The sequence below is a fragment of the Kitasatospora cathayae genome (genome assembly GCF_027627435.1).
In the GTDB taxonomy this organism is placed as follows: Bacteria; Actinomycetota; Actinomycetes; order Streptomycetales; family Streptomycetaceae; genus Kitasatospora; species Kitasatospora cathayae.
In genome coordinates this window covers 1424773-1450217 of record NZ_CP115450.1, presented here as the reverse complement: position 1 = coordinate 1450217, position 25445 = coordinate 1424773, and the positions used below count along the sequence as shown (strand labels likewise).

Here is a 25445-nt window from a genome sequence, read left to right as displayed (position 1 = left end):
ACATCCCGCACCAAGCACTTCCCCGACGGAGAGCCATCCCGTGTCCAACGAAGAAAAGCTCCGGTACTTCCTCAAGCGAGTGTCGACAGAGCTGGAGCAGACGCAGGAGCGCTTCCGGGACAGCGAGAGCCGGGACCACGAGCCCCTCGCGGTCATCGCGATGGGCTGCCGGTTCCCCGGCGGAGCGAACAGCCCCGAGGAGCTCTGGCGGCTGCTCGTCTCGGGCGGCGACGCCATGACCGGCTTCCCCACCGACCGGGGCTGGGACCTCACCTCCCTGCTCTCGCCCGCCGCCGAGGGCGGCTCGCACGCGCGCCAGGCCGGCTTCCTGCCGGACGCGGCCGACTTCGACGCCGGGTTCTTCGGGATCTCCCCGCGCGAGGCCCTGGCCATGGATCCGCAGCAGCGGCTGCTGCTGGAGACCTCCTGGGAGGCCTTCGAGCGGGCGGGCATCGACCCCGGCTCGCTGCGGGGCGGCCGAACGGGCGTGTTCGTCGGTACCAACGGCCAGGACTACGCCCCGGTGGCGATCAACTCCACCGACGACCTCGCCGGACACATCATGACCGGCAACGCCGCGAGCGTGCTCTCCGGGCGCCTGTCGTACGTGTACGGGCTGGAGGGGCCCGCCGTGACGGTCGACACCGCCTGCTCGGCCTCGCTGGTCGCGCTGCACCTCGCCGCCCAGTCCCTGCGGCGCCGGGAGTGCGGGCTCGCCCTCGTCGGCGGCGCCACCGTGATGTCCATGCCCACGCTCTTCACCGAGTTCAGCCGCCAGGGCGGTCTCGCCCGCGACGGCCGCTGCAAGGCGTTCTCGGCCGCGGCGGACGGCACCGGCTGGGGCGAGGGAGCGGGCATCCTGCTGCTGGAGCGGCTCTCGGACGCCCGGCGCAACGGCCACCAGGTGCTGGCCGTGATCCGCGGCTCCGCCGTCAACCAGGACGGCGCCTCGAACGGGATCACCGCGCCCAACGGGCCCTCGCAGCAGCGGGTCATCGAACAGGCCCTCGGCAACGCCCGACTGACGGCCGACCAGGTCGACGCGGTGGAGGCGCACGGGACGGGCACCCAGCTCGGCGACCCCATCGAGGCACAGGCCCTGATCGCCACGTACGGGCGGAAGCGGCCGGCGGACCGTCCGCTGTGGCTGGGCTCGGTGAAGTCCAACCTGGGGCACACCCAGGCGGCCGCGGGCGTGGCCGGGGTCATCAAGATGGTGCTGGCGCTGCGGCACGGCGTACTGCCGCGGACCCTGTACGTCGAGGAGCCGACCCCCCAGGTCGACTGGTCGGCCGGCACCGTACGGATCCTCACCGAGAACGTCGAGTGGCCGAGGACCGACCGGCCGCGTCGCGCGGGCGTCTCGTCCTTCGGCATCAGCGGGACCAACGCCCACGTGATCCTGGAGGAGGCGCCGCCGGTCGAGCGGTCCGAGGGCGCTGAGGTGGTCCCGGCGCCGGGCCGTGCCGTGCCGATGGTGGTGTCCGCGCCGGACGAGGCCGGACTCCGGGCCCAGGCGGGCTCGCTGCGGACCTTCCTCGCCGATCGTCCCGAGCTGACCCTCCCGTCCGTGGGCTACTCCCTGGCGACCACGCGGGCCGTGCTGGATCGGCGTGCGGCGGTGGTGGCGGGGGACCGTGAGGGGCTGCTGCGGGGGTTGGAGTCCCTGGCGGAGGGGCGCCCGTGCCAGGAGGTGGTGGATTCTGCTGCTTCCGCCGGGAAGCTGGCGTTCCTGTTCACCGGGCAGGGTTCCCAGCGGTTGGGGATGGGCCGGGAGTTGTACGGCGCTTTCCCGGTGTTCGCGGGCGCGTTCGACGCGGTGTGTGCGGAGCTGGACGGGCATCTGGACGGTTCGGTCCGCGACGTCGTCTTCGGTGACGATGCCGAGTTGTTGAACCGGACGGTGTGGGCGCAGGCTGGGCTGTTCGCGCTGGAGGTGGCGCTGTTCCGCCTGCTGGAGTCCTGGGGCATCACGTCCGATCTCCTGCTCGGCCACTCGATCGGTGAGGTCGTGGCCGCGCATGTGGCGGGGGTGTTCTCGCTGGAGGACGCGGCCGCGCTGGTGGCGGCGCGTGGCCGGTTGATGCAGGCACTGCCCGCCGGGGGCGCGATGCTCGCGGTGGCGGTCGATCAGCAGACCGCTGTGGAGCTCCTCGCGGGCTGTGAGGGGCTGGTCGATGTCGCGGCGGTCAACGGTCCGCGTTCGGTGGTGCTTTCGGGTGACGCGGGGGCGATCGGGGAGATCGAGCAGGCGGCACTGGTGGCCGGCCACCGGGTCAAGCGCCTGTCGGTGAGCCATGCCTTCCACTCGCCGCTGATGGAGCCGATGCTGGCCGAGTTCGGTACGGTCGTCAGCGCTCTCAAGGCGGACGAGCCCCGGATCCCGGTCGTCTCCAATGTGACCGGCGCACTCGCCACCGCCGAGGAGCTGACCAGCCCCGACTACTGGGTGCGACACGTCCGCCAGGCCGTGCTGTTCCACGACGGTGTGCGCACCGCCTCCCAGTTGGGCGCGACCCGCTTCGTCGAGCTGGGCCCGGACGGCGTCCTGACCGCCCTCGCCCAGGACTGCCTCACCGACACCGCCACCCACGCCTTCACCCCACTCCTGCGCCGCGACCGCCCCGAGGACCAGGCCGTCGCCGCGGCCCTGGGCGCCCTGCACTGCTGGGGCGTCACCGTCGACTGGCGTGCCGTGTACGGGGATTCGGGCGCGCACCGCGTCGAGCTGCCCACGTACCCCTTCCAGCGCGAGCGCTACTGGCCCCGAACGGCCCCCACCGCAGGCTCGTTCGCGTCGGCCGTCCCGTCCTCGGCCGATCTGCAGTACCGGGCCGTCTGGCAGCCCGTCGGCGATCCCGGGGCCGCCACGCTCGACGGCACCTGGCTGGTGCTCGGGGCCGAGCGCGCCACGGTGGGCGCCGCCCTGGCGGAGCGCGGCGCCACGGTGATCAGCGCGGACCTGGCCGATGCGGCCCTGACCCGCCGGGACCTGGCCGTACGGCTGCGCGAAGTCATCGGCGGAGACGAGGAGTTGGCCGGAGTTCTGCGGCTTCCGTCGGCCGTCGGCGAGTCCGGCCTGACCGAGGTGCTGCTCCTGCAGCAGGCACTGGGCGACGCCGGGATCGACGCGCCGCTGTGGTGCGCGACCAGGGGCGCCGTGGCCGTCGGCCCGGCCGAGCGGCTCGCCGACCCGGCGCAGGCCCAGGTATGGGGACTCGGCCGGGCGGCGGCGCTGGAGGCCCCGGACCGCTGGGGCGGGCTGATCGACGTGCCGCAGGCCTTCGACGAGGCCTCGCTGGCCCGGATGTGCGACGCGCTCACCGGCGCCGGTGGCGAGGACCAACTGGCCGTACGCGCGGACGGTCTGTACGTCCGCAGGCTGGTGCGCGCCCAGCGGGCGGCCGCGCCGGTCGGCGAGTGGCGGCCGTCCGGCACGGTCCTGATCACCGGCGGCACCGGGGCGCTCGGTGGGCACCTCGCCCGTCGGCTCGCCGACCTCGGCGCCGAACACCTGCTGCTGACCAGCCGCCGGGGCACCGGGGCAGCCGGGGCCGACGCGCTCGTGGCGGAACTGGAGGAGCGGGGCACCCGGGTCACCGTCGCCGCCTGTGACGTGGCCGACCGCGAACAGCTCGCCGCCCTGCTCGCGACCGTCCCGGAGGAGTTCCCGCTCACCGCGGTGATGCACACGGCGGGCGTGCTCGACGACGGCGTGCTCGACTCGCTCACCCCGGACCGACTCGCCACCGTGCTGCGGCCCAAGGTGGCGGCGACCCTCAACCTGCACGAGCTGACCCTGACCCAGGAGCTGAGCGCCTTCGTGCTCTACTCCTCCTTCTCCGGCGCGGTCGGAGGCTCCGGCCAGGCCAACTACGCCGCGGCCAACGCCTTCCTGGACGCCTTCGCCGAGCAGCGCCGTGCCGACGGGCTGCCCGCGACCGCCATCGCCTGGGGCGCCTGGGACGGCGGCGGCATGGCCGCCGGGGAGGCGGCCGTCAGTGAGCGGCTCAGCCGGCACGGCGTGCGCGCCATGGCGCCCGGGCGCGCACTCGACGGGCTGCAGCAGGCACTCGACCACGGCGACGCCTGCCTGGCGGTGGTCGACATCGACTGGGGCCGCTTCGCCCCGGGGTTCACCGCCGTACGGCCGAGCCCCCTGCTGTCCGCGATACCCGAGGCGGCGCCCCGGGCGGCGGACGGCCCGGGACCGCGCGAGGCGCTCACCACCCTGCCCGACGAGGACCGGCTGCCGGCGCTGCTCGACCTGGTCCGCGCCCAGGCGGCCGCGGTGCTCGGCCACGGCAGCGCGGACAAGGTGGAGGCCACCCGGCCGTTCCGTGACCTCGGCTTCGACTCCCTGATGGCGGTCGACCTGCGCAACGTCCTCGGCGCCGCCACCGGTCTCGCGCTGCCCGCGACCGTCGTGTTCGACCACCCGAACCCCCAGGCGCTGGCCAGGTTCCTGGACACCGAACTCGGCGGCACCGCCGTCACCCGGGTGCTCGCCGACCTCGGCCGGTTGGAGGGCGCACTGCCCGGCCTCGACCCCGACGCTCTCCACACCGAGGTGGTGGGCCGCCTGGAGGCCCTCCTCGCGGCCGCCCGCGCCGCCGCCGGGATCCATGGACCCCTGGGGTCCCACGAATCCGACGAATCCGCCGAGAGCCCCGCGCTGGACAGTGCGGACGACCTCTTCGCCTACATCGACCAGAAGTACGGAACCCGCTGAACATGAGCAACGAACAGAAGCTTCTCCAGTACCTCAAGCGGGTCACGGCCGACCTCGACGACGCCAACCGGCGCCTGCGGGACACCGAGGACCGCAGCCACGAGCCGATCGCGATCGTCGGCATCGGCTGCCGCTTCCCCGGCGGCGTGCGCTCGGCCGAGCAGATGTGGGACATGCTGGCGGCGGGGACCGACACCCTCGTGCCGTTCCCCGAGGACCGCGGCTGGGACCTCGCCGCCCTCTACGACCCCGACCCGGACCGGGCCGGTACCAGCTACGTCCGCGAGGGCGGATTCCTCGACGGGGCGGCCGACTTCGACCCCGCCTTCTTCGGCATCAGCCCCCGTGAGGCGCGGGCCATGGACCCGCAGCAGCGCGTGATGCTCGAAGTCGCCTGGGAGACCCTCGAAAGCGCGGGCCTCGACCCGACGGCCCTGCGCGAGAGCCGCACCGGCGTGTTCATGGGCACCAACGGCCAGGACTACGGTGCCCTGTTCGGCGGGCAGCCCCCCGAGGAGGGGCTGGAGGGCTACATCGGCACCGGCAACGCCGCGAGCGTCCTGTCCGGCCGCCTCTCCTACGTGCTCGGTCTCGAAGGACCCGCCGTCACGGTCGACACCGCCTGCTCCGCCTCGCTGGTCTCCCTGCACCTGGCCGCCGAGGCACTGCGCCGGGGCGAGTGCACCCTGGCGCTGGCCGGCGGTGTCACGGTGATGTCCACCCCGCGCGTCTTCGTCGAGTTCTCCCGTCAGCGCGGGCTCGCCTCGGACGGCCGCTGCAAGCCCTTCGCGGCCGCCGCGGACGGCACCGGCTGGGGCGAGGGCGCGGGCCTGCTCCTGCTGGAGCGGCTCTCCGACGCCAAGCGCAACGGCCACCGGGTGTTGGCCGTCATCCGGGGCTCCGCCGTGAACCAGGACGGTGCCTCCAACGGTCTGACCGCCCCCAACGGCCCCGCGCAGCAGCGCGTCATCCGCCAGGCGCTCGCCAACGCGCGGCTGACCACCGACCAGGTCGACGCGGTCGAGGCCCACGGCACCGGAACCAGGCTCGGCGACCCGATCGAGGCGCAGGCACTGCTGGCGACGTACGGCCGTGGGCGGTCCGAGGAACGGCCGCTGTGGCTGGGCTCGGTGAAGTCCAACATCGGGCACACCCAGGCCGCGGCGGGTGTCGCCGGTGTGATCAAGATGGTCCTGGCGATGCGCAACGGCCTGCTGCCGCGGACGCTGCACGTCGACGAGCCGACCCCGCACGTGGACTGGTCGGCCGGCGCGGTCCGGCTGCTGGCCGAGGCCAGCCCGTGGCCGAGCACCGGCGCGCCGCGCCGAGCCGGCATCTCCGCCTTCGGCGTCAGCGGCACCAACGCCCACCTGATCCTCGAACAGGCCCCGCTCGACGAAGAGTCGACCGAGCCGGCCGAGCCGACCGGGCCCCGGCCGTCGGTGGTGCCGTGGATCCTCTCCGCGAAGACCCCCGAGGCGCTGCGCGCGCGGGCGGAGCAGCTGCGCGCCCACGCTGAGGCCAACCCGGACTTGGCCGTGGCGGACATCGCCCACTCGCTCACCCTGGCACCGCTGTTCGAGCAGCGGGCCGCCGTCACCGCGACCACGCGTGAGGAGTCCCTCGCGGGGCTGGCCGCCCTCTCGGACGGCGCGACCGCCGTCTCCGGCAAGACGGTGTTCCTGTTCACCGGGCAGGGTTCCCAGCGGTTGGGGATGGGCCGGGAGTTGTACGGCGCTTTCCCGGTGTTCGCGGGCGTGTTCGACGCGGTGTGTGCGGAGCTGGACGGGCACCTGGACGGTTCGGTCCGGGAAGTGGTGTTCGGCGACGACGCCGAGCTGCTGAACCGGACGGTGTGGGCGCAGGCTGGGCTGTTCGCGCTGGAGGTGGCGCTGTTCCGCCTCCTTGAGTCGTGGGGTGTGAGCCCGGACCTCCTGCTCGGCCACTCGATCGGTGAAGTGGCGGCTGCGCATGTGGCGGGGGTGTTCTCGCTGGAGGACGCCGCTGCGCTGGTGGCGGCGCGTGGCCGGTTGATGCAGGCACTGCCCGCCGGGGGCGCGATGCTCGCGGTGGCGGTCGATCAGCAGACCGCTGTGGAGCTTCTCGCCGGCTGTGAGGGGCTGGTCGATGTCGCGGCGGTCAACGGTCCGCGTTCGGTGGTGCTTTCGGGTGAGGCTGGGGCGATCGGGGAGATCGAGCAGGCGGCACTGGCGGCCGGTCACCGGGTCAAGCGCCTGTCGGTGAGCCATGCCTTCCACTCGCCGCTGATGGAGCCGATGCTGGCCGAGTTCGGTACGGTCGTCAGCGCTCTCAAGGCGGACGAGCCGAGGATCCCGGTCGTCTCCAATGTGACCGGCGCACTCGCCACCGCCGAGGAGCTGACCAGCCCCGACTACTGGGTGCGACACGTCCGCCAGGCCGTGCTGTTCCACGACGGTGTGCGCACCGCCTCCCAGCTCGGCGCGACCCGCTTCGTCGAGCTGGGCCCGGACGGCGTCCTGACCGCCCTCGCCCAGGACTGCCTCACCGACACCGCCACCCACGCCTTCACCCCCGTCCTGCGCCGTGACCGCGAGGAGCCCCTCGCGGCGATGTCCGCGCTCGGCGACCTCTTCACCCACGGTGTCGTCCCCGACTGGCAGGCGGTCTTCTCCGGCCGCCGCGTCGACCTGCCGACGTACCCCTTCCAGCGTCAGCGCTACTGGACGACCGTCGACCGCGTGGGCGACGTCGCCTCCGCGGGCGTGCTCCCGGTCGGGCACCCGCTGCTCGGCGCGATGGTGGTGCTGGCGGACGATGACCAGGTCCTGTTCACCGGACGGCTGTCGGTGAGCACCCACCCCTGGCTGGCCGATCACGCCATCGCCGGTACCGTCTTCGTGCCCGGAACCGCCTACGTGGAGCTGGCCGTTCGGGCCGGTGACCAGGTGGGTTGCGACCGCATCGACGAGCTGACCATCGAGGCCCCGCTCGTCCTGCCCGAGCAGGACTCCGTCCAGCTCCAGGTCAGCGTCGGCCGCCCCGACGCGCAGGGGACCCGCCCACTCACCTTCCACTCCCGCCACGGGGACGAGCCCTGGACCCGGCACGCCACCGGCCGCCTGGGCCTCGCCACGCCCACCCGTCCCGGCGGAACCGCCGGAACCGCCGCGCTCACCGTCTGGCCCCCGCAGGACGCCGAGGAGGTGTCGATCGAGGGGCTCTACCCGCACCTGGCCGAGGCGGGCTTCGGCTACGGCCCGGCGTTCCAGGGGCTGCGCGCGGTGTGGCGGCGCGGCCGGGAGGTGTTCGCGGAGGTCGAGCTGCCGCAGGAGCGCGAGGCCGGCCGCTTCGCCCTGCACCCGGCGCTGCTCGACTCGGCCCTGCACGCCGTGGGGCTGGGCGAGTTCGTCACCGACAACCGGCCCAGCCTGCCGTTCTCCTGGTCCGGAGTCACCCTCCACGCGACCGGGGCCACGGCCCTGCGGGTCCGGCTGTCCCCGGCGGGCACCGACGCCGTCGCCCTGGACGTCGCGGACGCGACGGGCGCGCCCGTCGCCACCGTCGAGGAGCTGGCCCTGCGCCCGGTAGCCGGGGAGCGGCAGCGGCAGCGGAGTGACTCGCTGTTCCGCGTCGACTGGGTGGCCCAACCGCTCCCCGAGACCACCGAGTCGACCCTCTGCTGGGTCGGTTCGGTCGAGGAGCTGCAGGCCCTCGACCCGGTGCCCGCCACCGTCCTGGTGTCCTGCGACCGGACGGGCGAGCTGCTCGCCGACGTCCACGGCACGACCCACGGTGCCCTCGCCCTGCTGCACGCCTGGCTGGCCGACGCCCGCCACCACTCCTCCCAGCTGGTGTTCGTCACCCGCGCCGCCCTGGCCGTCCGGCCCGGCGAGCAGGTGGACGGCCTGGAGCAGGCGCCGGTCTGGGGCCTCGTCCGGTCGGCCCAGGCCGAGAACCCCGGCAGCTTCCGCCTCGTCGACCTGGACGGCGACGCCGGTTCCGGCTCCGCCCTGGCGGCCGCCCTGACCCTCGACGAGCCCCAGCTCGCGCTGCGCGGCGGGCAGGTGCTCGCCCCCCGACTCGCCCGGGCGACGGGCGCGCCGGACGAGGCGTCCCCCTGGGACGGCGGGGGCACCGTCCTGATCACCGGTGGCACCGGCGGGCTCGGCGGCCTGCTGGCCCGGCACCTGGCCCGGGAACACGGGGTCCGGCAGCTGCTGCTGACCAGCCGCCGCGGACCGGCCGCCGAGGGCGCTGCCGAACTCGTCGAGGAACTCGCGGCACTCGGCGCCTCGGCCCGGGTCGTCTCCTGCGACGTCACCGACCGCACGGCGCTGGCCGAGCTGCTGGACGGCATCCCGGCCGAGCAGCCGCTGGCGGCCGTGGTCCACACGGCGGGCGTGCTGGACGACGGGGTGATCGGCTCGCTGACCCCGGAGCGGGTCGACACGGTGCTCCGCCCGAAGGCGGACGCCGCCTGGCACCTGCACGAACTCACCAAGGACCGCGGGCTCGCCGCCTTCGTCCTGTTCTCCTCCGCCTCCGGCGTCTTCGGCGCCCCCGGTCAGGGCAGCTACTCCGCGGGCAACGTCTTCCTGGACGCCCTCGCCCAGTACCGCCGCGGCCTCGGCCTGCCGGCGACCTCGCTGGCCTGGGGCCTGTGGGCCGAGGGCAGCGGCATGGGCGGCCGGCTCGCGAGCGGCGACCGGGAGCGGATCACCGGCTCCGGCCTCGCCGCGCTCTCCGCCGCGGAGGGCCTGCGGCTGTTCGACCTGGCGCTGGGTACGGACGAGGCGCTGCTGGTGCCGACGCCCCTCGACCTCCGGTCACCGGGCGGCTCGGTGGCGGTGCCCGCGCTGCTGCGCGGCCTGGTGCGGGTTCCGGTCCGCCGGACCGCCGCCGCGTCGGCGGCCGCGGCGAACCGCACCGACTGGTCGGAGCGGACCCTGCTGGGCCTCGTGCACACCCAGGTGGCCGCGGTCCTCGGCCACGCCGCGGCGGACGCGGTGGCCGTCGACCGGGCCTTCACGGAACTCGGCTTCGACTCGCTCACCGCGGTCGAGCTGCGCAACCGCCTCACCACCGAGACCGGCCTGCGCCTGCCCGCCACCCTGATCTTCGACCACCCCAGCCCGGCAGCCCTGGTCCGGCACCTGTGCGAGGAACTCGTCGGGGAGCCCGGCCGGGACGCGGCGGCCGAGCGGCCAGCCGTCCCGGGCGGCCCGGTCGACGACGACCCGGTCGTGGTCATCGGCATGGCCTGCCGATACCCGGGCGGCGTGCGCTCGCCCGAGGACCTCTGGGACCTGGTGGCCGCCGGCCGCGACGGCATCGGCGCCTTCCCCGAGGACCGCGGCTGGGACCTGGACGGACTGTTCGACCAGGACCCGGACGCGCCGGGCCGCTCGTACGTCCGCGAGGGCGGCTTCCTCCACGAGGCGGGCGAGTTCGACGCGGGCTTCTTCGGGATCTCGCCGCGCGAGGCGCTGGCGATGGACCCGCAGCAGCGGTTGCTGCTGGAGACCGCCTGGGAGGCCTTCGAGCGGGCCGGGGTGGACCCGTCCTCGGTCCGGGGCAGCAGCACCGGCGTCTTCGCCGGCGTCATGTACCACGACTACGCGAGCGGGCTCGGCGAGGTGCCCGAGGGCGTGGACGGCTACCTCAGCACCGGCAACGCGGGCAGCGTGCTGTCCGGCCGGGTCTCCTACGCCCTCGGCCTGGAGGGCCCGGCCGTCACGGTCGACACCGCCTGCTCCTCCTCCCTGGTCACCGTGCACCTCGCGGCGCAGGCCCTGCGCCAGGGCGAGTGTTCGCTGGCGCTCGCCGGAGGCGTGACCGTCATGGCGACGCCCACCACCTTCGTGGAGTTCTCGCTCCAGCGCGGGCTGGCCTCGGACGGCCGCTGCAAGTCCTTCGCGGCCTCGGCGGACGGTACGGGCTGGGGCGAGGGCGTCGGCCTGCTGCTCCTGGAGCGGCTCTCCGACGCGCGGCGCAACGGGCACCGGGTGCTGGCCGTGATCCGTGGCTCGGCCGTCAACCAGGACGGCGCGTCGAACGGTCTGACGGCGCCCAACGGCCCCGCCCAGCAGCGGGTGATCCGTCAGGCCCTCGCCCAGGCCAAGCTGACCTCCGACCAGATCGACCTGGTCGAGGCGCACGGCACCGGGACCAAGCTGGGCGACCCGATCGAGGCACAGGCGCTGCTCGCCACCTACGGGCGGGAGCGCCCCGAGGACCGGCCGCTGTGGCTGGGCTCCCTCAAGTCGAACATCGGGCACACCCAGGCCGCGGCCGGCGTCGGCGGCATCATCAAGTCGGTGATGGCCATCCGCGGCGGCCTGATGCCCAAGACCCTGCACGTCGACGAGCCGAGCCCGCACATCGACTGGTCCGCGGGCGCGGTGTCGCTGCTGACCGAGGCCCGGCCCTGGCCGGAGACCTCGCGGCCCCGCCGGGCCGCGGTGTCCTCCTTCGGGATCAGCGGCACCAACGCCCATGTCATCGTGGAGCAGGCGCCCGAGGCCCTGGCGGCCGAGCCGGTGGCCCAGGCCCCGGTCCTGGACGACGCGGCGCTGCCCTGGATCCTGTCCGCGAAGTCCGCCGAGGCGCTGCGCGCCCAGGCCCGTGAACTGGCCGCCCACCTTGAGGCGCAGCCCGAGCGGTCCGCCGCGGACGTCGGGCTGTCCCTGGCGACGGCCCGTACCGCCTTCGAGCACCGGGCCGCCGTGGTGGCGGCCGACCGGGAGGGGTTCCTCCAGGGCCTGGCCGCGCTTGCCGCCGCGGAGCCCGTCGAGCATCTCGTCACGGGGAGCGCGCGCACCTCTGCCAAGCCGGTGTTCGTGTTCCCGGGGCAGGGGGCGCAGTGGGTCGGGATGGCGGTGGAGTTGGCGCGGGTGTCGCCGGTGTTCGCGGCGCGGTTGGCCGAGTGCGGGCAGGCGCTGTCGCGGTTCGTGGACTGGTCGCTGGATGAGGTGCTGGTCGATGAGGTGGCGCTGGCGCGGGTCGATGTGGTGCAGCCCGTTCTGTGGGCGGTGATGGTCTCGCTGGCGGAGCTGTGGCGCTCGTTCGGTGTGGTTCCGGCGGCGGTGGTGGGTCATTCGCAGGGTGAGATCGCGGCTGCGTGTGTGTCGGGGGCGTTGGGTCTGGTGGACGGGGCGCGGGTGGTGGCGCTGCGTTCGCGGGCGCTGCTGGCGCTGTCGGGTCGGGGTGGGATGGTCGCGGTGCCGGTGGGCCGGGCGGAGGCTGAGGCGCTGTTGGTGGAGGGGCTGTCGGTCGCCGCGGTGAACGGGCCGCGTTCGGTGGTGGTCTCGGGTGAGGTGGGGCCGCTGGAGGAGTTGTTGGCGCGGGTGGAGGGTGCGCGCCGGGTTCCGGTGGACTACGCCTCGCATTCGGCGCAGGTGGAGGAGATCGAGGGTGAGTTGCTGGAGGTGCTGGCGGGTCTTCGGCCTGTGGCGGCCGAGGTGCCGTTCCTGTCGACGGTGACGGGTGAGTGGTTGGAGGGTGGTGAGCTGGACGCCGGGTACTGGTACCGCAACCTGCGCGGGACGGTGCGTTTCGAGGAGGTCACGGAGCAACTGGCCGCTCAGGGTCATGTGTTCATCGAGGTCAGTCCCCACCCCGTCCTCGTTCCCGGTCTGGACGCCCCGGCCCTCGGCACCCTGCGACGCCAGGACGGCAGCGCACAGCGCTTCACGACCGCACTCGCGGAGGCCTTCGTCCGCGGCGTCGAGATCGACTGGAGCCTGGTGTACCCCGACGCCGCGCTGGTGGACCTGCCGACCTACGCCTTCCAGCGGCAGAGGTACTGGCTGGAGGCCGGCACCGGCACGGGCGATGTCGCCTCGGCCGGTGTGGAGGCCGTCGGCCACCCGCTGCTCGGCGCGGCGGTCGCCCTCGCGGGCTCGGAGGGCACCGTCCTCACCGGCCGGCTGTCGCTGCGTTCGCACCGCTGGCTGGCCGACCACGCCGTGAACGGCGTCGTGCTGCTGCCCGGTACGGCCTTCGTCGAACTGGCGCTGCAGGCGGGCGAACAGGCCGGTTGCGCCCGGGTCGAGGAACTCACCCTGGAAGCACCCCTCGTGCTGCCCGCGACCGGTGCGGTGCAGCTGCAGCTGGCGCTCGAACCGGCCGACGCCCGGGGCCGTCGCGCACTCGCCGTGTACGCGCGCGGCGCGGACGAACCGGGGCAGCCCTGGGTCCGGCACGCCTCCGGCGTCCTCTCGGACGCCGAGGCTCCCGAGCCGGCCGTACGGGAGGTCTGGCCGCCGGCTCCGGCCGAGAGCATCCCGCTCGACGGCTTCTACCAGGGCCTGGCCGACGCCGGCCTCGAATACGGCCCGGCCTTCCAGGGCCTGCGGGCGGCCTGGCGGCGTGGCGCGGAGGTCTTCGCGGAGGTCCGGCTGGACCAGGAACAGGAGGCTGGCCGGTTCGGCCTGCACCCGGCGCTGCTCGACGCCGCCCTGCACGCCGTGGGCCTCGGTTCCTTCCTCGACGGCGGCGGGGTGCGCCTCCCCTTCTCCTGGAACGGGGTCTCGCTGCGCACCGCGGGTGCCTCGACCCTGCGGGTCAGGATCGCCCCGGCCGGCGCGGACGCGGTCTCGCTGACGGTGCACGACGGGACGGGCGCCCTGGTCGCCGACGTCGACTCCCTGGTGCTGCGCCCGCTGGCCAAGGACCAACTCGCCGCCCGGGACGCCCTGTTCCGCGTCGAGTGGAAGCAGGTGAACCTGCCGAAGGAAGCTGCCCGGCCTGGCTCGGTGGAGTTGGTGGAGGTGGACACCTCTGCTGGTGTGCGGGCTGCGGTGCACGGGGTGTTGGGCTCGGTGCAGGGGGTGCTGGCCGCGGATGGGGCTTCGCGGCGGTTGGTGTTCGTGACGCGTGGTGCGGTGGGTCTGTCGGGGGACGGGCTGGTGGATCCGGCCGCTGCGGCGGTGTGGGGTCTGGTGCGTTCGGCGCAGTCGGAGCATCCGGGGCGTTTCGTGTTGGTGGATGTGGACGGTTCGCCGGAGTCGTCGGCGTTGCTCGAGGTGGTGGGCGCGGGGGAGGAGCCGCAGGTCGCGGTGCGTTCGGGTGTGGTGTCGGTGCCTCGGTTGGTGCGGGCTGGGCTGGTGTCCTCCTCGGATGCTCCGGGTTTCGGGTCCGGGGGCACGGTGTTGGTGACGGGTGGTCTGGGTGTGTTGGGTCGTCTGGTGGCTCGGCACTTGGTGGAGGTTCACGGGGTTCGTCATCTGGTGTTGACGGGTCGTCGGGGTCTGGCGTCGGAGGGTGCCGCCGGGTTCGTGGCGGAGTTGGCGGGGTTGGGTGCGTCGGTTCGGGTGGTGGCGTGTGATGCGGGCGATCGTGGGGCGCTCGCGGAGCTGTTGGAGGGTATTGGGGCCGGGGAGCCGCTGAGGGCCGTGGTGCATGCGGCGGGTGTGCTGGATGACGGTGTGGTGGGCTCGTTGACCCCGGAGCGGGTGGATTCGGTGCTGCGTCCGAAGGTGGATGCGGTGTGGAATCTGCACGAGTTGACGGTGGGTCTGGGGTTGTCGGCGTTCGTGGTGTTCTCGTCGGCTTCGGGGGTGTTGGGGGCTCCGGGGCAGGGGAGTTATGCGGCGGCGAACGCGTTCCTGGATGCGTTCGCGCAGTACCGTCGTGGTCTGGGTCTGCCGGCGACCTCGTTGGCGTGGGGTTTGTGGGCCGAGCGCGGTGGGATGACGGCCGGTCTGGGTTCGGTGGAGGTGGGGCGGATCTCGCGTGGCGGGATGCTGCCGTTGTCCACGCGGGAGGGTCTCGCGCTCTTCGATGCCGGCCTCACCCACGACCACCCCGTGCTGGTGCCCGCCCGGATCGACCTTCCCGCCCTCCGGGCACAGTCCCGTGAGGAGGGGCTGCCGCCCCTGCTGCACGACCTGGTGCCCCCGGCGCCGAAGCGCGGCTCCCGGGAAACCGCGCCCGCCGCGGACCTGACCGACCCGCTCGCCCTGGTCCGCGCCCACGCGGCCGCGGTCCTCGGCTACGCCGGGCCCGACCAGGTCGATCCCGACCGGAAGTTCCTGGAGATGGGCTTCGACTCGCTGACCTCGGTCCGCCTGCGCAATCGGCTGAACACCGCGGCCGGACTGACGCTCAGCGCCATGGCGGTCTTCGACCACCCGACGCCCCGGCTCCTGGCCGACCACCTCCGCGGCGAACTGACCGTGCCGGAGGCCCCGGTGACGGCGGAGCCTGCGGGCACCATCGGCCTGCTCTACCGGCAGGCCTGCGCCGACGGCAAGGTGAAGGAGGCGACCGACCTGCTGATGGTGGCCTCGCAGCTGCGGCCGTCCTTCTCGGCCGGGTCGGTGGCCGAAACCCGGCCGATGCTGGAGCCGGTCCGCCTCGCGGACGGCCCCGCGGCACCGGCACTGGTCTGCCTGCCCTCGCTGACGGCGATGTCCAGCCCGCACCAGTACGCCCGCTTCGCGGCAGCCTTCGGACCGCGGCGCGCGGTGTCCGCGCTGCCCCTGCCCGGCTACCTCCAGGGCGAGGAACTGCCGGACAGTGCCGAGGCGATCGTCGAACTCATCGCCCGGTCGGTGCTGCACGGCGCCGACGGAGCACCGTTCGCCCTGGTCGGCTACTCCTCCGGCGGCTGGGCGGCGCACGACGTCGCCGCCCGTCTGGAACGGCTCGGCAGCCCGGCCGCCGCGCTGGTCCTGCTCGACACCTTCCTGCCGGGCGAGGCCGCCGATCCCGCCTTCCGCACCGACATGGTCAAGGCCATGTTCGACCGGGAGGAGGAGTACGGCTGGACCACGGACGCCCGACTGACCGCGATGGGCGGCTACTTCCGGCACTTCCACGGTTGGACGCCCGAAGCGATCTCGACCCCGACCCTGCTGGTCCGGGCGGAGCAGTCGCTCGGCGACCGCCGGGCCTCCTGGCCGCTGCGGCACACCGCGGTGGACGTCGAGGGCGACCACTTCACCATGCTGGAGGCCGCCGCCGGCAGCGCCGCCGGCGCGGTGGACGACTGGCTGCGGACCGTGCAGCCGAAGCAGAGCACCGAGGGGAAGACGACCCAGCAGTGAGCATACGTACCGAATCCAACCCGATCCCCCGTCAGGGTCTCGGCCCCGAGGTGTGGAAGGCCGCCACGGTGGTGATCCTGGGGTCGACCATGTCCTTCCTGGACTCGACGATCGTCAACGTCGCCCTCAAGGCCCTGGCGTCCGGCCTCGACGCCAGGCTCGACACCATCCAGTGGGTGGTGACGGCCTACCTCCTCGCGGTCGCCGCGGCGATCCCGGTCTCCGGCTGGGCGGCGCGCCGTTACGGAGCCCGGCGCACCTACGTGGCCGCGGTGGTCGTCTTCACGGTCGCCTCCCTCCTGTGCGCCGCCGCTCAGACCTCCGGGCAGCTCATCGCCCTGCGGGCCCTCCAGGGCCTCGGCGGCGGCCTGATCATGCCCGTCGGGCAGATCATCCTCGCGAGGGCGGCCGGACCGGCGAACCTCCCGCGCGTGATGTCGGTCGTCGGGGTGCCCATCGTGCTCGCACCCGTCGTCGGGCCGTTCGCGGGCGGGCTCCTGCTGCACTACGCGGACTGGCGCTGGATCTTCCTGGTCAACCTGCCGGTGGGAGCCGTGGCCGTGCTGTGCGCCCTGCGACTGCTGCGCCCCGACGGACCGCAGGACCCGACCCCGCTCGACCCGCTCGGGCTCCTGGCCGTCTCCGGCAGCATGGTCGCCCTGACCTACGGCCTCGGGGAGATCGGCCGGCACACCTCGGCCGTCCCGGTGCTGGTGCTCACCGCCGGGGTGGTGCTGCTGGTGCTGTTCATCGTCCGGACCCTCCGTACGGCGCACCCGCTCTTCGACATCAGGCTCTACCACGATGCCGTCTTCCGCTCGGCCTCGCTCACCACGGTCTTCCTGTCCATGGGCATGTACGCGGGCATGGTGCTGATGCCGCTGTACTTCCAGAGCGTGCGCGGCGCGGACCCGGTCGCCACGGGGGTGCTGCTGCTGCCGTCGAGCGCGGGCGCCGCCGCGGCCACCTGGCTGTCGGGGCGGGTCGTCGAACGGCTCGGCGGCGGGCGCACCGCGTTCCTCGGGGCGGCGCTGAGCCTCGCCGCGGCGGTGCCGTTCGTCCTGGTCGGGGCGGACACGCCGTACGCGGTGATCGGCACCGCCATGCTGCTCTCCGGCTTCGGGGCCGGACTGTCCGTGATGCCGGCCATGACCTCGGCCTTCCGGGCCGTCGACCCGCGCAAGATCAGCGATGCCTCGCCGCAGATCAACATGCTGCAGCGGCTCGGGGGGTCGATCGCGACCGCCGTGTTCGTGGCCGTCCTGCAGAACGGCCTGGACGGGGCGGGGGACAGCGCCGACAGCCGGATGTCGGCGTTCACCGTCACCTTCTGGTGGTCACTGGCCGCGGCGGCACTCGCCGCGCTGACCGCCCTGACCCTGGCCCTCGCCCAGCGGCGCGCGGCCACCCGTCGGAAGGCCGGGGCCTGACATGTCACTCACCGTGCCGAGCCGGGTCGACGAGTGGCAGGACGAACTCGCCGAACTCGACCGGTCCCTCATCCGGATGATCCGGCGCCGCGCCGAGCTGGTCGGTGAGATCGAGGCGCTCCGCCGGGCCGCGGGCCTGCCCCGTACCGAACTCACCAGGGAGAACCGGATGGTGAAGGAGTACCAGAGCGGCCTCGGCCGACCGGGCGCCCGACTCGCCCTGCTGCTGATCGAACTCGCCCGCCACCCGTCGTAACCGGACGGCCGGAGCCGCAACCGGGCGGAGCAGCCCGGTCGTACGCCCCCGATGAGAGAACACCTGATGGGAACCACCACATGACCGACATGTCGGCCCTCCTCGACGCGATCCTCAGCTCCGACGCCACGTCGGCGGACTTCGCGGCGATCAAGCTCCCCGAGTCCTACCGGGCGGTCACGCTCCACAAGGACGAGGAGCAGATGTTCGCGGGCCTGGACAGCCGCGACAAGGACCCCCGCAAGTCCCTTCACCTCGACGAGGTCGCCCTGCCCGAGCTCGGCCCCGGCGAGGCCCTGGTCGCCGTCATGGCCAGCGCGGTGAACTACAACACCGTGTGGAGCTCGATCTTCGAGCCGGTCTCCACCTTCGGCTTCCTGGAGCGCTACGGCCGGCTGTCGCCGCTCACCAAGCGCCACGACCTGCCGTACCACGTGGTCGGCTCGGACCTCGCGGGCGTGGTGCTGCGCACCGGCGCCGGGGTCAACGCCTGGAAGCCCGGCGACGAGGTCGTCGCCCACTGCCTCTCGGTCGAACTGGAGTCCCCGGACGGCCACGACGACACGATGATGGACCCGGAGCAGCGGATCTGGGGATTCGAGACCAACTTCGGCGGCCTGGCCCAGCTCGCCCTGGTCAAGACCAACCAGCTGCTGCCCAAGCCCGAGCACCTCACCTGGGAGGAGGCCGCCTCCCCCGGCCTGGTCAACTCCACCGCGTACCGCCAGCTGGTCTCGCGCAACGGCGCCGGCATGAAGCAGGGCGACAACGTGCTGATCTGGGGCGCCAGCGGCGGCCTCGGCTCGTACGCCACCCAGTACGCGCTGGCCGGCGGCGCCACCCCGATCTGCGTGGTCTCCAACGACCAGAAGGCCGGGATCTGCCGCGCCATGGGCGCCGAGGCGATCATCGACCGCTCCGCCGAGGGCTACCGGTTCTGGAAGGACGAGAACACCCAGGACCCGCGCGAGTGGAAGCGCCTGGGCTCGAAGATCCGCGAGTTCACCGGCGGCGAGGACGTGGACATCGTCTTCGAGCACCCGGGCCGGGAGACCTTCGGCGCCTCGGTGTACGTCACCCGCAAGGGCGGCACCATCGTCACCTGCGCCTCCACCTCCGGCTACATGCACCAGTACGACAACCGGTACCTGTGGATGTCGCTCAAGAAGATCGTCGGCTCGCACTTCGCCAACTACCGCGAGGCCTACGAGGCCAACCGCCTGATCGCCAAGGGCAGGATCCACCCCACCCTGTCCAAGGTCTACTCCCTGGAGGAGACCGGCCAGGCCGCCCTCGACGTCCACCACAACAAGCACCAGGGCAAGGTCGGCGTGCTCTGCCTGGCCCCCGAGGAAGGCCTGGGCGTGCGCGACCACGAACTGCGCGAGAAGCACCTGCCCGCCATCAACCGCTTCCGCGAACTGCCGGCCGGATAGCCCCCGCCCGGACCACTCGGCCCCGACGACTCCGTTCCAGCACAAGAGAAGTGGCCCCGGCGCGCGGTACACCGCACACCGGGGCCACCTTCGGCAACGAGGTCAGCGGGCGTCGTCCTCCGGCCGGGCCCGGCGGCGCCCGGCCAGCCAGACGTAGACCAGGATCCCGGCGAACAGGAACAGCACGCCCTGGTAGACGGCGGCGTAGCCGGCACCGGCCAGGAGCCAGAGTGAGAAGGCGAAGGCGCCGAGGCCGAGGACGGCGTCGCGCACCAGGTGGGCGCCGTCGACCTTGTCGGTGGCGCCGCGGACCAGCCAGTACAACTGGGCGGCGGTGGACAGCAGGTAGGGCACCACCGCGGTGAAGGTGGTGACCAGCACCAGCATGTCGAACGCGCCCTTGGCGCCGCTGGCGAAGTTGGCGATGGTCAGCACCGAGGCCAGGGCGACGCTGACGATCACGCCGAAGGTCGGCACGCCGCGCTTCTCCTTGCCGAACGCGGCCGGGAACAGCCCGTCCCTGGCGGCCGCGTACGGCGCCTGGGCGGCCAGCAGGGTCCAGCCGTTGAGCGCGCCGGTCATCGAGATCAGCGCGGCGACGGCGATCACCGTGCCGCCCCAGGTGCCGCCGAACATCGCGTTCATGGCGTCCGAGAACGGTGCGCTGGAGTTGACCAGTCGCTGGTGCGCGACGGTGCCGAACACCGCGAGCGTGCCGAGCAGGTAGACCACGGCGGCGCCGCTGGTGCCGAGCACGCTGGCCCGGCCGACGTTGCGCTCGGGGTCGCGGACCTGACCGGCGCTCATCGCGGCCGACTCCACGCCCAGGTAGCTGAACAGCAGGATCGCCGCGGCGGCCGTCATGCCGCCCATCCAGCCCTGGCCGTTGCCGTCGAAGGGCCCGATGTTCTTCGGGTCGAAGAAGCACAGCCCGCCCACCGAGACCAGCAGCAGTGGGATGAACTTCAGGACGGTGGAGACGAGTTGGACCGCCCCGACGAACCGGGTGCCGGCCAGGTTGGCCAGCGCGGGCAGCCACTGGAAGGCCAGCGCGGCGGTGATCTCCAGCGCGGTGTCGTGACCGACCGGCACCAGCACGTCCAGGTAGCCGACGGCGGCCACGGCGAGCGCGGCGTTGCTGACCCAGGTGGTGATCCAGTACGACCAGGCCGACAGGAAGCCGGCGAAGTCCCCGAAGGCCTCGCGGGCGTAGACGTACGGCCCGCCGGTGCGCGGGTTGCGGCGGGCCAGCTGCCCGAAGACCAGCGCCAGCGCGATCGCGCCCACGGTGAGGACGACGAAGGCGAGCAGGCTGACCGTCCCGAACGGCGCCACGGCGGCCGGGATCATGAAGATGCCGCCGCCGATGATGTTGCCCATCACCAGCGCGGTGGCGGTCGCCAGTCCGAAGCGGCCGTTCTTCGCGGGAGCGGGGGTGGCCGGGTCCGGGGTGGCCGGGTCCGGGGTCGCCGGATCAGCGCTGGCCGGGCTGCTCGGTCGGGTCGCCTGCCGGGTTGCGGCGGGGCTGGTCTGCATGAGGGTGGTGCGCCTTTCGTGGTCCTGCTCGTGCTCGGTGGAGCGACCGTTCATGCTCGGACCGGGCGGCACCTTGCACCAAATCGATGGGATTTGTTCATCCGCCCCGGCGGATCACCGCAAGACTTGCGGCCGCACGCCGCTCGGACGGGCACTCGTCCGGTGCGCCCCGCGAGGCCTTCGACCCGCGGTGCGGGCTTGCGACCGCCTCGGTCGGGCCGCGCGAAGCCGTCCGACCACCGCCGTCACCGCCGCCGTCCGGCCGCGTTCGTCCGGCCGGGGTAGATGTGTCACCCGGATGCCCCACCCCGGTCGCGGCGCGCGCCCCACCTGCGGGTTCGTGTGCCAACCTTGGCGCGGCGCCTCCCCGGTGGGGCGCCGCCCGGCCCGTCGAACCGGCTCGAACCGGCCGATCGGGGGCTCGGGTCGAGGACCAGAGAGACGAACCAAAAGGACATCAGATGTCGCTTCGTGGGAACATCCGCAAGCTCGCCGTGATCGTTGCCGTGGCCGGTGCCGTCGCGGCGGTCCCGACCTCGGCGATGGCCTGGGGCCACGCGCCGATGCAGGCGCAGTCGTCCAGCCAGAGCCTGGAGTCCGGCTCCGCGGGCGTCGGCCTGTTCGGCCCGCACGCCAGCTGGTTCAACTTCCACGAGCACAGCGACAGCGTGGGCGACTGCGGCTGCTGATCCCCCCGCACCCCGAGCCCGGAGGCCGCCCGTCGGCCCCCGGGCTCGGTGCTGCCCCTCCGTCGCCGGGACCTCCGAGAGCGACGGCGCCGGGGCGCCAGCTCGCCAGGCCCCGGTTCAGCGGCTCCTGGCCCGACCGGCAGCCGCTACGGCTTGACCGGGACGGCCGCCCGCCCGCGCAGCTCCCGCAGCACCGCGATGTCCATCGCGTGCCCGGTGCCGTCCCCGCCGTGCTTGCGGTCCGGGGTCTCCACCAGCAGCGGCACCCCGGCCGTCTCCGGGTGCTCGAACAGCTCCCGGAACGGCTCCGCGCCGATCATCCCGGCGCCGATGTTGGCGTGCCGGTCCCGGCGGGCGCCGACCACGTCCTCGGAGTCGTTGGCGTGGATCAGCCGCAGGCGCCCCGGACCGGCGGCCGAGGCCAGGGCGTCCAGCGCGGCCGTCACCCCGCCGGGGGCGGCCAGGTCGTGCCCGGCGGCGAAGGCGTGGCAGGTGTCCAGGCAGACGCCCACCTTGGGGTGCCCGTCCAGCGCCGCCACGTACTCGGCCAGCTGCTCCAGCCGGGAGCAGAGCGAGCTGCCCTGACCGGCGGTCGGCTCCAGCAGCAGCCAGGGCGCGTCGTCGCCGAGCGCGTCCAACTCGTCCAGCAACGGTCGGACGTCGGCGCGCACCTGCGCCATCGCCTCGGCCCGGCGCGAGCCGCCGTCGGGGCCCGCACCGACCGCCGAGCCGGTGTGCAGCACGACGCCGAGCGCGCCGATCGCGTGGCCGCGGTGCAGCGAGTGCCGCAGCGAGTCGGCCGAACGCTCCCGGGTGGCCGGATTGTCCGAGCCGAAGTTGATCAGGTACGGCGCGTGCACCCAGGCCGGGATGCCCTGCTCGGCGCAGGCGGCGCGGAACGCCTCGTCCTGCGCGGGATTGCCCGCGGGAGTGGCCCAGCCGCGCGGGTTGGCCACGAACACCTGCACCGTCTCGGCGCCGACCTTCGCCGCGTACGCCAGACCCGTCCCGGCCAGGCCGCGGCCGGCCACCGGGACGTGGGCGCCGATCGGATTGCGGCGGGCGGCGACGGACGGTACGGGCACGGTGCTCATGCCCCCGAGGATGTCACGGGCCGGGGCGACGACGGCGCCCGGGCCCGTCGCCGCGGGCCACGCACGCCACGCCGGGGCGTCCCACCGGTGGCCGACGCCCCGTCAGCCCGGCAGCCCAGCCCTGGTGGCGGCCCTCCCCGGGTGACCGTACCGTCGACTCGGCCGTACTCACCGAACGTCACCACCCGCACACACCGGGTCGGACGGGCTCCCCGAACAGGGACCGCCGACCCGCGAACCCTCCACCGCGCGCGCCGAAAGAGCAGGTCACCACTCATGCCCATGTGTCGGGTCAACCACCTCGCCGCGGCCACCGCCGCCGCCACCGCGCTGACCACCGCCCTCGCCACCCTGGCCGCCGCACCCGCGGCCCGTGCTGCCGGTGGCACCCTGCACCTCGTCCAGCCGGGAGAATCGATCCAGCGGGCCGTCGACGCCGCCCAGCCCGGCGACACCGTCGAACTGCTCCCCGGCACCTACCGCGGCAGCGTCCGCATCACCACCCCCGGCCTCACCCTGCGCGGCGCCGGACCGGCCAGCGTGATCACCCCCGGGACCGGTAGCGAGAACGCCTGCGCCACCGCCGGGCACGGCATCTGCGTGGTGGGCACCGAGGCCGCACCGCTGCCCGACGTCACCCTCGAGGCCCTCGCCGTCACCGGCTTCAAGAAGAACGGCATCGACGCGAGCGGCACCACCGGCCTGGCCGTCCGCGCCACCTACGTCCACGACAACGGCCAGCAGGGCATCAGCCAGGAGATGTCCACCAAGGCCGCCGTCCTCGGCAACCGCTCGACCGACAACGGCGAGTCCGGAGTCTTCCTCGCCAACTACGCCCACCGCGAGGGCGGCGCGCCCGACACCGGGGGCACCGTCGTCGAGGGCAACGTGGTCACCGGCAACCGGGTCGGCGTCACCGTGCGCCGGCTGCGCGTACTGACCGTCCAGGGCAACGAGATCAGCGGCAACTGCAGCGGCGTCTTCGTGGTCGGCGACGAGGGCGTGCCCCGCGCCGGGGACCTCGACGTCCGGAAGAACCGGGTGATCGCCAACAACAAGTTCTGCCCGGCCAACCCGCGCCTCGGCGCCATCCAGGGCACCGGCATCGTCCTCACCGGCACCGAGGACACCCGGGTGACCGGCAACGAGGTCCACGACAACGTCGGCAGCACGGACTTCTCCGGCGGCATCGTCCTGTTCAAGAGCGTCGTCGGCATCCCCAACACCCGAGCGACCATCGCCGACAACAAGCTGAGCGGGAACGGCCCGGCCGACCTCGCCGACCGCGACACCGGCACCGCCAACACCTTCGCCCGCAACACCTGCTCGGTCTCCGAGCCGTCCGGCCGTTGCTGACGCCCCCGATCGGGAAGGACCATCCATGACCACAGCACCCGCCAACACCACCCACCAGGCCGCGATGCGCCTGCGCGAGCTCGTCTTCGGCGCCGCCTGCGCCGCAGCGGTCCGCGCGGCCGTCCGGCTCGGCGTCGCCGACGTCCTCGGCGACACCCCGACCAGCGTCACCGACCTCGCCGCGCAGCTGGACACCGAACCCCGCCAGCTGCGCCGCCTGCTGCGCGCGCTCACCTGCTACGGGATCTTCACCGAGACCGCCGGCGACCGCTTCGAGCACACCGAGATGTCCCGCCTGCTGCGCGAGGACGCCCCCAACTCCCTGCGCTACATCTCGCTCTGGTGCACCGAGCCGTGGACCTGGGAGGCCTGGCCGAAGCTGGACGAGGCGGTGCGCTCCGGGCGCAACGTCTTCCCCGAGCTGTTCGGCAAGGAGTTCTTCGAGTACCTGCACAGCGACGCCGGCGACTCGGCGAAGGTCTTCGACAAGGCGATGACCACCTCCAGCCAGCAGTCCGCCAAGGACTTCGCCGAGTACCTGGACCTCACCGGCATCGACTCGGTGGCGGACATCGGCGGCGGCCAGGGCCACGTGCTGGCCAGCCTGCTGGAGAAGCACCCGGCTCTGCACGGCACCCTGCTCGACCTCCCCAAGGTCGTCGCCGGCGCCGACCCCCGGCTGCAGGACGGCGGCGTCTTCTCCGCCCGCGCCCGCCTGGTCCCGGGCGACTGCCGCATGGAGATCCCGGTCCGCGCCGACCTCTACATCATCAAGAACATCCTGGAGTGGGACGACGACAGCACCCGCCGCACCCTCGCCAACGTGGTCGCCGTGGCCCGCCCCGGCGCCCGCGTCGTGGTGGTGGAGAACCTGGTCGACAACAGCCCGTCGATGCGCTTCACCACCGCCATGGACCTGATGCTGATGCTCAACGTCGGCGGCGCCAAGCACTCCGAGGAGAGCATGGTCCACCTGATGGAGGAGGCCGGCCTCGACGTCACCGCCGTCCGCCCGGTCAACCCCTACCTGCACGCCTTCGAGGCCACCGTCCGGGTCTGACCGGCCCGCCGGCCCACACCACGGCCGCTGCTCCCCGAGCCGACGGGGGAGCAGCGGCCGTTCGATGTGCCGGCCTCAGGCCTTGTGCGAGGACTCCAGGTGGGCGAAGACCACCACGTTGTCCAGGTAGTCCCGGCGCTTCTTGTCGTACGCGCCGCCGCAGGTGATCAGTCGCAGTTGGGCGTCCGGGGTCGTGCCGTACACCTTCTGGTCGGGGAAGGCGTCCTTGGCGAAGGTCTCCACCGAGTCGACCTTGAAGACCGCGACGGTGCCGTCCGCGCGGCTCACCTCGACCTTGTTGCCCGGGACCAGCAGCCTCAGCAGCAGGAACACCGCCGGGCCCTTGGTGGTGTCCACGTGCCCGGCGACGACCGCGCTGCCGCGCTCGCCAGGGGTGACGCCGTCCCGGTACCAGCCGACCAGGTTCTTGTCGTCCGGCGGCGGCGCGTCGAGCTGGCCGGCCGGGTTGAGGGTGAGTTCGGTGAAAGGCGCGTCCACGGCGATCTGCGGGATCCGCAGCCGGGTCGGATTGGAGCGCTTGAGCGCCGGTGCGGCCGGTGCGGCCGGTGCGGCCGGTACGGCCGGCGCGGCGGCGGGCGCCGCCGGCGCGGCTGCGATGGCCGACCGGCCCGGGACGGCGGGTGCGACGGCCGCCGGGGGAGCGGCCTTCCCCGCGACCGGGCCGGTGCCCGGCTCGGGGTCCACCGAGTTGTACATCAGCAGCAGGCCGACCGCCGCCGCGCCCATCCCGCCGCGCAGCAGCCGGGTCATTCCGGAGCCGGGACCGCCGGTCATTCCTGTCCTCCGCTCGAAGTCTTCGTCA

General features: G+C 73.6%; 11 protein-coding genes. 8 read left to right on the top strand and 3 right to left on the bottom strand.

Annotated features, from left to right (window positions below; all coding sequences use genetic code 11):
- Window positions 1-40 precede the first annotated feature (40 nt).
- From O1G21_RS06720 to ccrA, 5 genes are all read left to right on the top strand, one after another.
- Complete coding sequence (locus O1G21_RS06720; protein ID WP_270141627.1) at window positions 41-4732, top strand: type I polyketide synthase; 4692 nt, start codon at window positions 41-43, stop codon at window positions 4730-4732.
- 2 nt (window positions 4733-4734) lie between these two features.
- Window positions 4735-15765 carry a type I polyketide synthase gene (locus O1G21_RS06715; RefSeq protein WP_270141625.1) on the top strand — a complete coding sequence of 3677 codons (11031 nt, stop codon included), beginning with the start codon at window positions 4735-4737 and terminating at the stop codon, window positions 15763-15765.
- The gene (locus O1G21_RS06710; protein WP_270141623.1) at window positions 15762-17195 is read left to right on the top strand and encodes a DHA2 family efflux MFS transporter permease subunit; all 1434 of its coding nucleotides are present in this window, start codon (window positions 15762-15764) and stop codon (window positions 17193-17195) included. The genes O1G21_RS06715 and O1G21_RS06710 overlap by 4 nt, the downstream gene beginning before the upstream one ends.
- Window position 17196: 1 nt before the next feature.
- A complete protein-coding gene (locus tag O1G21_RS06705; protein ID WP_270141622.1) occupies window positions 17197-17451 on the top strand; it encodes a chorismate mutase in 255 nt (84 codons plus the stop codon).
- Window positions 17452-17540: 89 nt separating this feature from the next.
- The gene (ccrA, locus tag O1G21_RS06700; protein ID WP_270150799.1) at window positions 17541-18887 is read left to right on the top strand and encodes a crotonyl-CoA carboxylase/reductase; all 1347 of its coding nucleotides are present in this window, start codon (window positions 17541-17543) and stop codon (window positions 18885-18887) included.
- Between the two features lie 102 nt (window positions 18888-18989).
- On the opposite strand, the gene O1G21_RS06695 is transcribed toward ccrA, so the two are convergent.
- Entirely contained in the window at window positions 18990-20423 is a 1434-nt protein-coding gene (locus O1G21_RS06695; RefSeq protein ID WP_270150798.1) for an amino acid permease, read from the bottom strand.
- Window positions 20424-20884: 461 nt separating this feature from the next.
- Here O1G21_RS06695 and O1G21_RS06690 point away from each other — a divergent pair, with 461 nt between their 5' ends.
- A complete protein-coding gene (locus O1G21_RS06690) occupies window positions 20885-21112 on the top strand; it encodes a hypothetical protein (protein ID WP_270141620.1) in 228 nt (75 codons plus the stop codon).
- Window positions 21113-21258: 146 nt separating this feature from the next.
- On the opposite strand, the gene O1G21_RS06685 is transcribed toward O1G21_RS06690, so the two are convergent.
- On the bottom strand, window positions 21259-22206 hold the full coding sequence (locus O1G21_RS06685; RefSeq protein ID WP_270141618.1) for a deoxyribonuclease IV: 948 nt from the start codon (window positions 22204-22206) through the stop codon (window positions 21259-21261).
- 276 nt (window positions 22207-22482) lie between these two features.
- On the opposite strand from O1G21_RS06685, the gene O1G21_RS06680 reads away from it, so the two are divergent.
- Both O1G21_RS06680 and O1G21_RS06675 read left to right on the top strand, forming a co-directional pair.
- Complete coding sequence (locus O1G21_RS06680; RefSeq protein WP_270141617.1) at window positions 22483-23562, top strand: right-handed parallel beta-helix repeat-containing protein; 1080 nt, start codon at window positions 22483-22485, stop codon at window positions 23560-23562.
- Window positions 23563-23587: 25 nt separating this feature from the next.
- Window positions 23588-24622, top strand: coding sequence for a methyltransferase (locus O1G21_RS06675; RefSeq protein ID WP_270141615.1), 1035 nt, complete (start codon window positions 23588-23590; stop codon window positions 24620-24622).
- Between the two features lie 75 nt (window positions 24623-24697).
- Here O1G21_RS06675 and O1G21_RS06670 read toward each other — a convergent pair whose 3' ends face one another.
- Complete coding sequence (locus O1G21_RS06670; RefSeq protein WP_270141614.1) at window positions 24698-25417, bottom strand: class F sortase; 720 nt, start codon at window positions 25415-25417, stop codon at window positions 24698-24700.
- Window positions 25418-25445: the final 28 nt, after the last annotated feature.

Coding starts and splice junctions, on each gene's coding strand:
- O1G21_RS06715 (WP_270141625.1), top strand. CDS start 4,735: ATGAGCAACGAACAGAAGCTTCTCCAGTACCTCAAGCGGGTCACGGCC.
- O1G21_RS06705 (WP_270141622.1), top strand. CDS start 17,197: ATGTCACTCACCGTGCCGAGCCGGGTCGACGAGTGGCAGGACGAACTC.
- ccrA (WP_270150799.1), top strand. CDS start 17,541: ATGTCGGCCCTCCTCGACGCGATCCTCAGCTCCGACGCCACGTCGGCG.
- O1G21_RS06695 (WP_270150798.1), bottom strand. CDS start 20,423: ATGCAGACCAGCCCCGCCGCAACCCGGCAGGCGACCCGACCGAGCAGC.
- O1G21_RS06690 (WP_270141620.1), top strand. CDS start 20,885: ATGTCGCTTCGTGGGAACATCCGCAAGCTCGCCGTGATCGTTGCCGTG.
- O1G21_RS06685 (WP_270141618.1), bottom strand. CDS start 22,206: ATGAGCACCGTGCCCGTACCGTCCGTCGCCGCCCGCCGCAATCCGATC.
- O1G21_RS06680 (WP_270141617.1), top strand. CDS start 22,483: ATGCCCATGTGTCGGGTCAACCACCTCGCCGCGGCCACCGCCGCCGCC.
- O1G21_RS06675 (WP_270141615.1), top strand. CDS start 23,588: ATGACCACAGCACCCGCCAACACCACCCACCAGGCCGCGATGCGCCTG.
- O1G21_RS06670 (WP_270141614.1), bottom strand. CDS start 25,417: ATGACCGGCGGTCCCGGCTCCGGAATGACCCGGCTGCTGCGCGGCGGG.